The organism is Alloactinosynnema sp. L-07 (assembly GCF_900070365.1).
Lineage (GTDB): Bacteria > Actinomycetota > Actinomycetes > Mycobacteriales > Pseudonocardiaceae > Actinokineospora.
In genome coordinates, this window is sequence record NZ_LN850107.1 from 1,204,098 (window position 1) to 1,217,172 (window position 13,075).

Genomic DNA, 13,075 nt, shown 5'->3' on the forward strand with positions numbered 1-13,075 from the left:
GCGGAGATCGAACTTGATCGACGAAGTGGGCGGGGGGAGCCGCCCGCGCTGGGAGGTGGGGAGCCGTGCCGGTACGCAGAGGCCGCAGTCTGGGCCTGATCTTGGCCTCGCTCATTCTGGTGATGCTCAACGCGACCACCGGCGTGGCCGCGGCCGTGCCGCCGCCACCGCCGAACCCCAGCGACTCCGAGCTGAAGACCAGCCGCGCCGACGCCAAGGCCAAGGCGGGCAGGGTCGGTGAGCTGACCAACCAGCTCGCCCAGGCCGAGGCCCGGCTGATGGATCTGCAGGCCGATGTCGAGGCCAAGATGGAGGACGCCAACAAGGCCCTCGTCGACCTAGAGACCGCGGTTGACACCGCCGCCAAGGCAAAGGCCGACGCCGAGGCCGCCAAGCGGGAGGCCGACGGCGCGGGCCGCGACATCGACACCGCCCGCAAGCAGCTCGACGACTTCGCCGCGGGCAGCTACAAACAGGGCACGACGATGGGCTCGATGTCGGCCTATATCGGCGCCAAGAGCCCCGAGGACCTGCTGGCCAGGGCCCAGCTGCTCAACGCCGTCAGTGGCAGCGAACTCGACGCGCTGGAGTCGATGGAGCGCGCCCGCACGGTCAAGGCGAACAAGGACTCGCTGGCCAGGGCCGCCCTGGACGAGGCGAACAAGCGCCAAGCCGAGGCCGAGCAGGCCAAGCGCGACGCCGACGCGGCCACCGCGACCGCCCAGCAGGCCCAGCGCGACCAGGCGGCCAAGTCCGAGCAGCTGGAAGCCGCCCGCGCCGACTACGAGCGCCAACTCAACGACGCCCAGGCCAAGGTCGGCGGCCTGGAGAGCCAGCGCAAGCGCTACCAGGACTGGCTCGCGGCCAAGCAGCGCGAGGACGCCGCGAACGCCGCGGTGGCCGGTCAGCCACGGCCGGTGATCAACCGCCCGTCCGGCGACCGCGCGCAGATCGTGATCAACCGCGCCCTGTCCCAACTCGGTGTCCAGTACGCGTGGGGCGGCGGCAACGGCAACGGCCCGACCAGGGGCATCCACGACGGCGGCGTCGCCGACTCCTACGGCGACTACAACAAGGTCGGCTTCGACTGCTCCGGCCTGATGATCTACGCCTTCGCAGGTGTCGGCATTCGCCTGCCGCACTACAGCGGCTACCAGGCCACCTCAGGCCGTCGTGTCCCGCTCAACCAGATGGCCCCCGGCGACATGTTGTTCTGGGCCACCCGTGGCCGCATCCACCACGTCGCCATGTACATCGGCAACAACCAGATGGTCGAGGCGCCGTACTCGGGTTCACGGGTGCGCATCGCCCCGGTCCGTTACGGCGGCATCGTCCCTTATGCCACCAGATTGCTCTGACCTCGGCGTCGGACGGGTAGATCAGAGCGGTGCGAGACCGAGGAATCCCGCCGTGCGCTGGTAGACCTCACGAGCCAGAGCGGGTCGGATGAGGTCAGCACAGCGAAAGGCGACCCGGAGCGGCAGTACTCGTCGAGTCGAGCCCTTGGGGCATCCGCGGCTGAGAATCAGGACAATGTTCCCGTCAGTCCCGTCCCTGCCACGTCGACACGCACGCCTCGTTGCCCTCACCGTCGGCCAGCACCCAGAACGCCGGGGCCTCGTCTTCGGAGAGCAGTCGGCCGCCCGCGGCGAGCGCCGCCGCGATGCGCGCCTCGGCCTCGTCGTGGGCGACGGAGATGTCGAGGTGGATCCGGTTGCGCTGCGGACGCGGCGCGTCCATCTGCTGGAACCAGACGGCGGGGGACTGTCCGAGCGGGTCCAGCAGCCCGGTCCCCGGCGCGGGCTCGTCGACATAGCCGAGGACCGCGCGCCAGAATGGGCGGACGGCACCGATGTCGAGCGCGTCGATCGCGTACTCCAGCGACTGTGTGCCCGCGTGCGGCTCGGTGGCCACCGCGCGGGAGATGCGGCGGGCGGCTTCGACGTCGGCACTGGTCACCGACATGGTCTCCGGCGTCTGTAACCGCAAGATCACCCGGTCCGGTCGCAGATCCACGCGCAGCCGGTCACCAACCCCAGCCACGGCGACGGCCACTTCGGCAGCCTCGGCCAGCGAGCCGACCGTGACCGTGGTGGTGAGGGTGTTCAGCACGTGCCGCCAGCCCAGGGCGCCGACGGCGGCCGAGGCTTCCGCGCGGGTGATGTCCATGCGCCTGAGGGTGGCAGGCCCCACCGACAGCTACCGGCCCAGCCGCTCGGTGAGAGCATCGAGCGTCGGCAGGAACCAGATGTGTTCGCCTTGGTTGGACTCGCGGACCAGATCCGCCAGCGACTTGCTCGCCGTGACGTGGTCGGTGATGTCGCCGAGGACCACCAACCGCAGGCGGTAGTTGGCGAACTTCTGCATGATCTCGCCCGCGACCCGGGTGCGCAGTTCGAAGAAGTCGGTGGCCAGGCGGCTCGTCGGCACCACGACCACGTCGGGCTTGTGCTCCCACAGCTCCCCGAACAGGTCTGTGACGTCGCGATCGGTGGCCAACTCGGGCCCGTGCTCGTCGAGCAGCGCGATCGGGACATCGTGGATCGTGGTGAAGGTCGGCATGGATCAACGGTATCCAGTGCCGCCTACTGATTTAGGGTCACGCTATGACCTGGGCGGCGATCGTGCTCGCGGGCGGGCGCGCGACCCGGCTCGGCGGGGTGGACAAGCCCGCGCTGGAGGTCGGCGGCCGCAGCATGCTGGCCGCCGCCGTCACCGCCGTGGCGGGCGCGGACCGGATCGTCGTGGTCGGCCCGGAGCGGCCGGTGCCCGTGCCAGTGGTCTGGACGCTGGAGGACGAGCCCGGCTCCGGTCCGGTCGCCGCACTGGCCGCCGGACTGTCCAAGATCGATACGGCCGATGTCGTGGTGGTCCTGGCGGCCGACCTGCCACTGGTGTCAGCCGAGACCGTCGCACGGCTGCTCGCCGCCGTCGGGTCGACCGGCGTGGTGCTGGTCGACGCCGACGGCCGCGACCAATGGCTGCTCAGCGCGTGGCCGCTGGGCCCTTTGCGCGCCGCGATGCCCGAGTTCCCCGCCGGGGCCGCGCTGCGCCGTGTCCTCAGCGGACTGGACCCGGCCCGGCTGCCCGCGGCGGGCGCCGAGGCGGCCGATGTGGACACCCCGGCGGACTTGGCGCGGTTCGGCGAGTGAGTTCACAGGGCTCATACCGCTGATGGGGTTGGCTGGACGGCGGTGGAATGACTAACGGGGAGGATTGCTGGTGACCGAGCCAGGGCAGGTCGAGCTCGCGACCGAGGGCGCGACGCCCGCGCGCGACGCGCAACTGCTCGAACGCACCGTGTTCGAGGTCAAGCGCGTCATCGTCGGGCAGGACCGGCTGGTCGAGCGGATGCTCGTCGGCCTGCTGGCCAAGGGCCACCTGCTGCTCGAAGGCGTGCCGGGCGTGGCCAAGACCCTCGCCGTGGAGACCTTCGCCAGGGTCGTCGGCGGCTCGTTCTCCCGCGTGCAGTTCACCCCCGACCTGGTGCCCGCCGACATCCTCGGCACCCGCATCTACCGCCAGGCCAACGAGCGCTTCGACGTCGAACTCGGCCCGGTCGTGGCCAACTTCGTCCTCGCCGACGAGATCAACCGCGCCCCGGCCAAGGTCCAGTCGGCGATGCTGGAGGTCATGGCCGAGCGGCACGTGTCCATCGGCGGCCAGACCTTTCCGATGCCTGACCCGTTCCTGGTGCTGGCCACCCAGAACCCGATCGAGAACGAAGGCGTCTACCCGCTTCCCGAGGCGCAGCGGGACCGCTTCCTCTTCAAGATCATCGTCGAGTACCCGACGGCGGAGGAGGAGCGCGAGATCGTCTACCGGATGGGTGTGAACCCGCCGGAGGCCAGCCAGATCCTCAGCCCAGCCGAACTGGTCCGGCTGCAGGGCGTGGCCTCCCGCGTCTTCGTCCACCACGCGTTGGTCGACTACACCGTCCGGCTCGTGCTGGCCACCCGCACGCCCGCCGAGCACGGCCTGACCGACGTCGCGGGCTGGATCGCCTATGGTGCGTCGCCGCGCGCCAGCCTGGGCATCGTGGCGGCGTCCCGCGCGCTGGCGCTGGTCCGCGGCCGCGACTACGTGCTGCCGCAGGACGTGGTCGACGTGGTGCCCGACGTGCTGCGCCACCGGCTCGTGCTGTCCTACGACGCGCTCGCCGACGGTGTCCCGATCGACCACATGATCTCCAGGGTGCTGCAGACCGTGCCGCTCCCGCAGGTCTCCGCTCGGCCGCAGGCGCCCAGCGGGCACCCGGCACCGGCCGGGGTGGCCGGCAGGCCGTGAGCAGGCACAAGGCCGCTGAGGGCGAGCGCCCGAACTGGGCGCCGCCGGTGCTGCAGGGCGACCGGATGGAAGCGGGCCTGCGGCTGCTGGAGATCGACGTGCGACGCAGGCTCGACGGGCTGCTGCAGGGCAACCACCTGGGCCTGGTGCCCGGTCCCGGCTCCGAGCCGGGGGAGGCCCGGCCCTACCAGCCCGGCGACGACGTGCGCCGGATGGACTGGGCGGTCACCGCGCGCACCACGGTCCCGCACATCCGCGAGACCGTCGCCGACCGCGAGCTGGAGACCTGGCTGGTGGTCGACCTGTCCGCCAGCCTCGACTTCGGCACGGCGGCCTGCGAGAAGCGCGACCTCGCCGTGGCCGCCGTCGCCGCGATCGCCCACCTCACGCGCGGCGGTGGCAACCGGGTCGGCGCGCTGATCTCCACCGGCGAGAAGATGATCCGCATCCCGGCGCGCGGCGGCCTGGCCCACGCGCGGAGCCTGGTGCGTAAGGTCGCCGAGACCCCTCGCGCGGCCGTGGGCGTGCGCGGCGACCTCAGCGACGCGATCGAGCAGTTGCGCAGGCCACCGCGCAGGCGCGGGCTGGCCGTGGTGATCTCCGACTTCCTCGGCTCCACCGACTGGGAGCGCCCGCTGCGCGCGCTGTCGCTGCGCCACGAGCTGATCGGCGTCGAGGTGGTCGACCCGCGCGACATCGATCTGCCCGATGTCGGCACCGTCGTGCTGGCCGACCCGGAGACGGGACGGCAGCGGGAGGTCACCGCGACAGCCCTACTGCGCAAGGAGTTCGGTGCGGCGGCGGCCGAACACCGCGAGGCCGTGGCCAGGGGCATCCGCAAGGCGGGCGGGGGACATCTGGTGCTGCGCACCGACTCCGACTGGATCGCCGACACCGTCCGCTTCGTCGTCGCGCGCAAGCGCCGCTGGTCGGGAGGCGTGGCATGAGCGAGCTTGCGAGCGAATCATTGACACAGGGCGACCGCGAGCGGCGTGACCGAGCCTGCGAGGGGGCGTCATGAGTCTTCGCAATTTCGCGCATCCGTGGTGGTTCTTGCTGCTCGTCGGCGTCGCCGCGCTGGTGGTCGGCTATGTGCTGCTGCAGCGCGCGCTGCGCAAGCGGACGATGCGGTTCACCAACCTGGAACTGCTGGAGAAGGTCGCGCCCGCCCGCCAGGGCTGGATCCGTCACGTCCCCGCCATCGTGCTGATCATCGGCCTGATGCTGCTGACCACGGCCATGGCCGGTCCGACCGCGCAGCAGAAGGTGCCGCGCAACCGGGCCACGGTGTTGCTGGTGATCGACGTGTCGCTGTCGATGGAGGCCACCGACGTCGCGCCGACCCGGCTCAAGGCCGCCCAGGTCGCGGCCAAGTCGTTCGCCGAGGGGCTCACCCCGGGGGTCAACCTCGGGCTGATCACCTTCGCCGGGACCGCGACGGTGCTCGTCGCCCCGACGACCGATCGCACGGGCGTGGCCAGGGCCATCGACAACCTCAAGCTGGCCCAGTCGACCGCCACCGGCGAGGCGATCTTCGCCGCGTTGCAGGCCATCGAGGGGTTCTCACAGGTCGTGGGCGGTCCGGAGGGACCGCCGCCCGCCCGTATCGTGCTGATGTCGGACGGCAAGCAGACGATCCCGACCGAGAACGAGGACGATCCCCGGGGCTCCTACACCGCCGCGAAGGCAGCCGCAGAGCGCAAGATCCCGATCACCACGATCTCGTTCGGCACCAAGGACGGCACCGTCGACATCGAGGGCCGTGTCCAGGCGGTGCCGGTCGATGACGTCGCCATGGAGGAGATCGCCAACCTCTCCGGCGGCGACTTCTACAAGGCCGCGACCGCCGAGCAGCTCCGCAAGGTCTACGACACCCTGGGCGAGCAGATCGGCTACGAGATCAAGGAAGCCGACGCGAGCCGACCGTGGATGATGCTCGGGACTCTGGCCGCGTTGATCGCGGCAGGCAGTGCCCTGATGATCGGTCAGCGCCTGCCCTGATTCATCAGGCCGCGACAACCGTCGATCGATTACTTGTCGTTTGGGTTATGGCTTTTCTTCCCATTGTTTCCGGAAGGTGATTTCGTCAATACGCTCCGCTCAAACCTCATTTCACCGGGTAAGGAGTGGTTGCGTGAAACTGCGAATTGTCGCCGTGGCGGGAGCGGTCGTCGCGGCAGGCGTGATCGGACTCGAAGCCTCGGCCGCGGGCAATCCCTATCAGCGCGGGCCGGACCCGACGGTGGCGGTGCTGGAGGCCGCGCGTGGTCCGTTCGCGGTGAATCAGACGGCGGCCAGGCCCAGCGGCGGGTTCGGCGGCGGAACCATCACCTATCCGACCGATATGAGCCAGGGCAGGTTCGGCGCGATCGCCGTCGCGCCTGGCTTCACCGAGGGTGAGAGCGCGATCGCCTGGTTCGGCCCCCGCGTGGCGTCGCACGGGTTCGTGGTGATCACCATCAAGACCAACGGCATCTTCGACTCGCCAGACGCCCGCGGCGCCCAGCTGCTCGCCGCGCTCGACTACCTGACAAAGTCCAGCCCGGTCCGCGACCGGATCGACGCGACCCGCCTCGGCGTCATGGGCCACTCCATGGGCGGCGGCGGAGCCCTCCACGCCGCGGCCCAGCGCCCCAGCCTCCGGGCGGCGGTGCCGCTGACCGGGTGGAGCAGGAACAAGAACTGGTCGTCGGTGCGCGTGCCGACCATGGTCATCGGCGCCGAGAACGACGGGGTCGCGCCGCCAAGCGCGCATTCCGAGCCGTTCTATCAGTCATTGGGCGGCGAGAAAGCGTATCTGGAAATGAACGACGCGAACCATTTCGTCACGAACTCGGCGACGCCGACAGTCGGAAAGTTCACGGTGTCGTGGCTCAAGCGGTTCATCGACGACGACACCCGCTACGAGCCGTTCCTGTGCCCGCCGCCGCAACCGAGCAGAGTCATCTCCGAGTACCGCGACACCTGCCCCCACGTCTGAGCAACCCGCAGGACGCCTCCCGGCCACCTTTGGCTGGGAGGCTGGCGGCATGCATCCCGCTTCACCCGCCGTGTCTCGCGGCGAGCGTTTCCACACCCTCATGGAAGCCACGGTCCGCCGCCTGCCCTTCGGCCTCTCGCGTCTCGTGCCGCCCAGCCTGCTCGGCTTCGGCGTCATCAACGGGTTCACGTTTCTGGTGGACTTGGCGCTGTTGACGGTGCTCCATAGTGGACTGGGTTGGGCACTGTGGCTGAGTATCACGGTGGGCTACGCGGTCGCGTTCGGACTGAGCTATGTCCTCAACCGCGCCTTCAACTTCCGCTCCCACGCGCCGATGGGGCCGCAGGCGGTGACCTATGTGGTGGTTGTGATCATCAACTACCTCTTGTGGATCCTTGGCGTGGGTAGCGGTCTGGCGGCTTTGGGCGTCGAGTATCACTTGGCCCGCATGGCTGCGGGGGCGTGTGAGGCGGTCTATATGTACTGCGCGATGCGTTGGATCGTGTTTCGGGATGTGAAACCCGACTAGGCCTGGTTGGCCTGGTTGGCCGGTGTGGCCGGTTTGGCTGGTGGGCGCCTGTTTGGGTGGTTCGCCTTGATTCGGGGACCCCGAAAATGGGCCTGTGCGGGTCAAAAGGCGAGGTCACGGAGCCTCACCCGCACCGCGAGTTTAGGCCCATTTACCCCGAATCAAGGCGAACCACCCAAACAGGCCGTTCCGTTCGGGCCCTTGCGTTCGCTGCGGGTCGAGTCGGTCATCCCGGGCGTCTGTGACAGGTCCGCGGCGTCGGGACGGGTTCGCGGCGTGCGTTTGACGGTGGCTTGTTGCGGCTGAACGATCGCTTCCATGTCCCGCCCCGAGTCGAGGTTGATCTCGCACCCGGTGCCGACCGTCGAACTTGGCGTCCAGTCGCGAGCTCCACCAGGGTGCGCTCGTTGCCCGCTGACGGGGTCGCGGTGATCGTGGACGCGTTGGCGAACAACGATGTGCGGCGGAGGTTGGCGGTGTCCACACTTGTGCGGGAACGGGACCTGTCCTAGCCGTCAGTGCCTGGTCAGAGCTGTGACCAACAGCCCATAGGCCAGCGACGGCTACGGGACGGTAGCCAGATAGCCTCCACGGGACGACATGGTGAGTGGGCGGATGGGGAGCGGAATGGCACGGTCGGTACTGGTCACCGGTGGCAACCGAGGCATCGGCCTCGCCATCGCGCAGGCGTTCCTCGCGCAGGGGGACAAGGTCGCGATCACGCACCGGGGGTCGGGGGCGCCGGAGGGGATGCTCGGGGTTCAGGCCGATGTGACCGACACCGCCGCCATCGACGCCGCGTTCGCTGAGGTCGAGGCCGCGCATGGGCCCGTCGAGATTCTCGTGGCCAACGCCGGTATCACCGATGACACCCTCCTCATGCGCATGGACGAGGAGAAGTTCACCCGGGTCATCGACGCCAACCTCACCGGGGCCTACCGGGTCACCAAGCGGGCGACGCGGGGGATGCTCAAGGCGCGGTTCGGGCGGATCATCTACATCTCCTCGGTCGTCGGCCTGCTGGGCGCGCCTGGGCAGGTGAACTACGCGGCGAGCAAGGCGGGGTTGGTCGGGATGGCCCGGTCGATCGCCCGTGAACTCGGCTCGCGGAACATCACGGCGAACGTGGTGGCGCCCGGGTTCATCCAGACCGACATGACCGACGCGCTCTCCGATGACCGCAAGAAGCAGATCCTCGGCAGTGTCCCCGCCGCCCGCTACGGCCAGGTCGAGGAGGTCGCGGCCGCGGTCACCTTCCTGGCCTCCGACGCCGCGGGCTATATCAACGGCGCCGTGCTGCCGGTCGACGGCGGCGTCGGCATGGGCCACTGACGAACAACCCCAGGAGGAAGACCCCCGATGTCCGGACTGCTCGAAGGCAAGCGGCTGCTGATCACCGGCGTGATCACCGACTCGTCGATCGCGTTCCACGTCGCCAAGGCCGCCCAGGAGCAGGGCGCCACCGTGATCCTCACCGGCTTCGGCCGGATGAGCCTGGTGCAGCGCATCGCGCAGCGGCTGCCGCAGCCCGCGCCGGTGATCGAGCTTGACGTGCAGAACGCCGAGCACCTCGACACGCTGGCCGACCGGGTTCGTGAGCACGTCGACGGGCTCGACGGCGTTGTGCACGCCATCGGCTTCGCCCCGCAGTCCTGCCTCGGCGCCCCGTTCATGGACGCGCCGTGGGAGGACGTGAGTGTCGCGGTCAACGTCTCCGCGTACTCGTACAAGGCGCTCACCAAGGCGCTGCTGCCGCTGCTCGGCCCCGGCTCGTCGGTCGTCGGCCTCGACTTCGACGCGCGCGTCGCGTGGCCCGCCTACAACTGGATGGGCGTAGCCAAGGCCGCCTTCGAGTCGATCAACCGCTACCTCGCGCGTGAACTCGGTCCGCAGGGCATCCGGGTCAACCTGGTCGCCGCGGGCCCGGTCCGCACGATGGCCGCGAAGTCGATTCCCGGGTTCGCCGACCTGGAGTCGGGCTGGAAGGACCGCGCCCCGCTCGGCTGGGACGTCGACGACGCGACCCCGGTCGCCAAGTCGGTCTGCGCGCTGCTCTCCGACTGGCTGCCCGCCACCACCGGCTCGATGGTCTGGGTCGACGGCGGCGTGCACGCGCTGGGGCTCTAACCTCAACGATCATGGTCGACGCACTGCTCTGGCTGTCGTTCGGCGGCCCCGAGGCCCCGCAAGACGTTCGCCCGTTCCTGGAGAACGTCACGCGGGGCCGCGGTGTGCCGCCCGAGCGCCTCGACGAGGTCGAGGCGCACTATCAGCACTTCGGCGGCGTCTCCCCGATCAACCGGCTCAACCGCGAGGCCATCGAGTCCGTCCGCGCCGAGCTGGAGCGCCAGGGCATCGACCTGCCGATCTACTTCGGCAACCGCAACTGGCACCCGCTGGTCGAGGACACCCTGGCCCAGATGAAGGCCGACGGGGTCGAGACCGCCCTGGTGTTCCCGACCAGCGCCTACGGCGGCTACTCGGCCTGCCGCCAGTACGACGAGGACATCGCCCGGGCCCGCGCGGCGGTGCCCGACGCGCCCGAGCTGGTCAAGCTGCGCCAGTTCTTCGACCACCCGCTGTTCATCGGCGCGTTCGCCGACGCGGTCCGCGAAGCCGCGTCGAGCCTGCCCGCCGAGACCCGGCTGGTCTTCACCGCGCACTCGGTTCCGGACTCGGCCGACCGCGCGGGCGGCCCGCCGGAGGAAGGCGGACGGCGGTACTCCCGCCAGGTCGCCGAGGCCGCCCGCCTCGTCGCCGCCGAACTGGGCGCGCCGGAGTACGACGTGGTGTGGCAGTCGCGGTCCGGACCGCCGCGGATTCCGTGGCTGGCCCCGGACATCGTCGAGCATCTGGATACCCTCGACGCCAAGGCGGTCGTGGTCTGTCCGGTCGGGTTCGTCAGCGACCATCTGGAGGTCGTGTGGGACCTCGACACCGAGGCCAGGGACAAAGCCAAGGAACTGGGCATCGACTTCGCCCGCGCCGCGACCCCAAGCGCCGACCCGCGCTTCGCGGAGTTGGTGGTCGAGTTGATTCGCGAGCACACGGCGGACGCGCCGGTCCGCAAGCTGTCGGACTTCACGATCGCGGGCTGCACCCGCAACGGCGAACCGTGCGCGGTGGCGTGCTGCGAACCGCCGAAGCGGCCGACGTAGTTGGGTACGCACCATCGCTATGTGGGCATGCCAAAGTTGGTGGGATCCACAGATCAAAAAAATGGGGTGGCGCGGCGGTGCAGGGATCCGCCGCGCCACCCCGGTTGGCGGCTAGGCGCGCAGTCGGACCTCGTGCCGAAGGTCTGACGCGGCAGCCCGGGCTGGGAACACAGCCGTGACATACGCGATCGCGCACTCCGGGCACATCAGTGGTTCGCCTGGACGCGCGCGGAAGCGAGCGTCCACCGGCATGCCGCACAGGCCCACCGTGCGGCTTACCGGAACCAGATGTGCCCGTCCGCGATATGTCGCGCTGGTTCCCCAGCACACATCGCCGCGAGGGTCGGGGATGATCGACATGATCATCACCCGCTCGTCGTCTGGGATATGTCGAGTCTGTTGTGGAGCACCCGGCCGGTCTCGCTGAGCGTGACCAGCCGGCAGTCGCGCAGGCGGGTGGCACCGATGACCAGGTGGCCCGCGTTGATCAGTTCCCGAAGCCGGGTGGTGAGCCTGCTGTTGATCGGCTCGCCCCGGTCGGTGACCTCATTGGTCTCGGTCATCCCGAGATCGCCGCGCTGGGCGCAGCGCAGCAGCACGAACCAGTCGCGGGTGCGGGCGGCGTCGGCGGGGGAGCGGCGGCCACGGCGCAGCCAGATGTCGAGCAGGCGATCGCCCGCCGAGGTCAGCTCCGCGACCACCCAGCCGTCGCGCGGGTCGGCCGTGGCGGCGAACCCGATGAAACCGTCCCGCCGCAGGGTGAACAGGGCACTGACCATGAGCGCGCTCAGGTCGTCGGTGCGGTGGCGCAGCGCCGATGTCGTGCCGTACGCGCCCACTTCACCGCGCGCGACCATCTGCAGCGCACCGAGATGGGTGGTATCGAGCGCGAGCGGTCGAGGCCCCGACTTCCGATCGACTAGTTGAGCGGTCATGGTGTGACTCCGGTAACAGCGGTTGGTTCAATGTGCCCATCCTGGGCGAACCGCCACGGGATCGCTCATCTCAACATCCCATAGCACCGAGTTATGGATCGCCCCGCGTGTCGCGGTAAAACCCTTAAGGCCAGGTGGGAGCCGGTGTGTGCCGCTCGGTTGAACGGACAGGATCATGGGTGTGATGGCAATAAGCGTCGATCTTCGACATTTGCTTCGTGCACGCAAGAATCTTCCGCGGCGACCCCGGCATTAGCTCCGTGTCCGAGAAGCCGCGTTTCACGGCTGATTCGGCGTTTTCCGGATCGCCCTTCACCAGACCCAAACCAGTGGACGGGTCGGCGGGGTGGCGGCCGCCTGCCGCCTGCAGCCGAACGCGGTGGGTCAGTGCTTGTCGGCGTGGTCGGAGAAGACCCGCACCGCTTCCTCGACCGCCGCGAGCCGCGCGACGCGCACCGCGTCGTTCAGGGGGCGCAGCGCCTCGGCGCGGCGGCGGGCGGCCGAGCCGGACACGGCGTTGCCGGGGGCGTCCTCGGCGGCCAGGTCCAGGATCGCCGAGACCTCGTTGGCGCGCTGCAGGACCCGCAGCGCACGCGGGGGAGTGCCCTCCGGCCATGGCGCGTTGGAGCGGTGGGCCACGCGCGCGGTGATCTCCTCGCGCACGCCCGCCCGGTGCTTGGCCACGCCCAGTTCGGTCAGCACGCCCGCGGCCACGCGCATGGCGCCGGTCAGCTCGTGCTCGGCCTCGCCGAGGGGCAGGTGCTCGGCGGCGGGGGCGTCGCCGATGTCGAAGACGGTCCAGCGCAGGACGCCGTCGGCGACCGGCTCAGGGACCAGGCCCAGGGCGGCGCCGTGCAGGACCACGGCCTCACCGGCGTGCAGCGCGGTGCCCGCGAACTCGCTGCGGCCACCCAGGCCGCGCACGTCGCCCGCCACCGGCAGGACCAGCCTGCCGCCGGTCACGTCGGCCCGGCGCAGCGCGGCGAGGAGCCCGGCCACCTGCCCGCCCGCCTCGCCGCGGACCGGGACGTCGAGCGCGGTGGCGGTGGGTTCGTCGACGGCGACCACGTCGTGCAGTTCGGCCCAGTGCAGCAGGGCGTCGAGGACGTCGTCAGGGGCGGCGGAACCGTTGAGCCAAGCGGAAACCCATACCGCGAATGTCGCACTCGGAGTTGACACGGTGCCC

General features: G+C 70.0%; 14 protein-coding genes. 10 read left to right on the plus strand and 4 right to left on the minus strand.

Translation table 11 applies throughout. From position 1 onward, the window contains the following. The first annotated feature begins 122 nt into the window (after window positions 1-122). Window positions 123-1,358, plus strand: coding sequence for an NlpC/P60 family protein (locus BN1701_RS05780; RefSeq protein ID WP_082860273.1), 1,236 nt, complete (start codon window positions 123-125; stop codon window positions 1,356-1,358). Window positions 1,359-1,542: 184 nt separating this feature from the next. On the opposite strand, the gene BN1701_RS05785 is transcribed toward BN1701_RS05780, so the two are convergent. Together BN1701_RS05785 and BN1701_RS05790 are read right to left on the minus strand one after the other, a co-directional pair. Then, the gene (locus tag BN1701_RS05785; RefSeq protein WP_054046195.1) at window positions 1,543-2,169 is read right to left on the minus strand and encodes a VOC family protein; all 627 of its coding nucleotides are present in this window, start codon (window positions 2,167-2,169) and stop codon (window positions 1,543-1,545) included. A 30-nt stretch (window positions 2,170-2,199) separates the two neighbouring features. Further along, window positions 2,200-2,562: a DUF4180 domain-containing protein gene (locus BN1701_RS05790; protein WP_054046197.1), complete on the minus strand. Its 363-nt coding sequence runs from the start codon at window positions 2,560-2,562 to the stop codon at window positions 2,200-2,202. Between the two features lie 44 nt (window positions 2,563-2,606). Between BN1701_RS05790 and BN1701_RS05795 the strand changes: the two genes are divergently transcribed. From BN1701_RS05795 to BN1701_RS05835, 9 genes are all read left to right on the plus strand, one after another. Continuing rightward, window positions 2,607-3,152 carry a molybdenum cofactor guanylyltransferase gene (locus BN1701_RS05795; RefSeq protein WP_054046199.1) on the plus strand — a complete coding sequence of 182 codons (546 nt, stop codon included), beginning with the start codon at window positions 2,607-2,609 and terminating at the stop codon, window positions 3,150-3,152. Between the two features lie 70 nt (window positions 3,153-3,222). Beyond that, complete coding sequence (locus tag BN1701_RS05800; RefSeq protein WP_054055652.1) at window positions 3,223-4,287, plus strand: MoxR family ATPase; 1,065 nt, start codon at window positions 3,223-3,225, stop codon at window positions 4,285-4,287. Window positions 4,288-4,352: 65 nt separating this feature from the next. Next, complete coding sequence (locus BN1701_RS05805; RefSeq protein ID WP_197672187.1) at window positions 4,353-5,234, plus strand: DUF58 domain-containing protein; 882 nt, start codon at window positions 4,353-4,355, stop codon at window positions 5,232-5,234. A gap of 70 nt (window positions 5,235-5,304) precedes the next feature. Next, on the plus strand, window positions 5,305-6,288 hold the full coding sequence (locus BN1701_RS05810; protein WP_054046202.1) for a VWA domain-containing protein: 984 nt from the start codon (window positions 5,305-5,307) through the stop codon (window positions 6,286-6,288). Window positions 6,289-6,421: 133 nt separating this feature from the next. Beyond that, the gene (locus tag BN1701_RS05815) at window positions 6,422-7,267 is read left to right on the plus strand and encodes a dienelactone hydrolase family protein (RefSeq protein ID WP_054046204.1); all 846 of its coding nucleotides are present in this window, start codon (window positions 6,422-6,424) and stop codon (window positions 7,265-7,267) included. A 49-nt stretch (window positions 7,268-7,316) separates the two neighbouring features. Further along, window positions 7,317-7,796: a GtrA family protein gene (locus BN1701_RS05820; protein ID WP_054046206.1), complete on the plus strand. Its 480-nt coding sequence runs from the start codon at window positions 7,317-7,319 to the stop codon at window positions 7,794-7,796. Between the two features lie 627 nt (window positions 7,797-8,423). Continuing rightward, window positions 8,424-9,128, plus strand: a complete 705-nt coding sequence (gene fabG / locus BN1701_RS05825) for a 3-oxoacyl-[acyl-carrier-protein] reductase (RefSeq protein WP_054046208.1) — start codon at window positions 8,424-8,426, stop codon at window positions 9,126-9,128. A 27-nt stretch (window positions 9,129-9,155) separates the two neighbouring features. Continuing rightward, window positions 9,156-9,923 (plus strand): enoyl-ACP reductase FabI, encoded by a 768-nt coding sequence (gene fabI, locus BN1701_RS05830; RefSeq protein WP_054046210.1) that lies wholly within the window; start codon window positions 9,156-9,158, stop codon window positions 9,921-9,923. Window positions 9,924-9,931: 8 nt separating this feature from the next. Further along, complete coding sequence (locus BN1701_RS05835) at window positions 9,932-10,954, plus strand: ferrochelatase (RefSeq protein ID WP_157367782.1); 1,023 nt, start codon at window positions 9,932-9,934, stop codon at window positions 10,952-10,954. A 365-nt stretch (window positions 10,955-11,319) separates the two neighbouring features. Here BN1701_RS05835 and BN1701_RS05840 read toward each other — a convergent pair whose 3' ends face one another. Both BN1701_RS05840 and BN1701_RS05845 read right to left on the minus strand, forming a co-directional pair. Then, complete coding sequence (locus BN1701_RS05840; RefSeq protein ID WP_157367783.1) at window positions 11,320-11,889, minus strand: hypothetical protein; 570 nt, start codon at window positions 11,887-11,889, stop codon at window positions 11,320-11,322. Between the two features lie 384 nt (window positions 11,890-12,273). After that, entirely contained in the window at window positions 12,274-13,068 is a 795-nt protein-coding gene (locus BN1701_RS05845) for a hypothetical protein (protein WP_054055653.1), read from the minus strand. Window positions 13,069-13,075 lie beyond the last annotated feature (7 nt).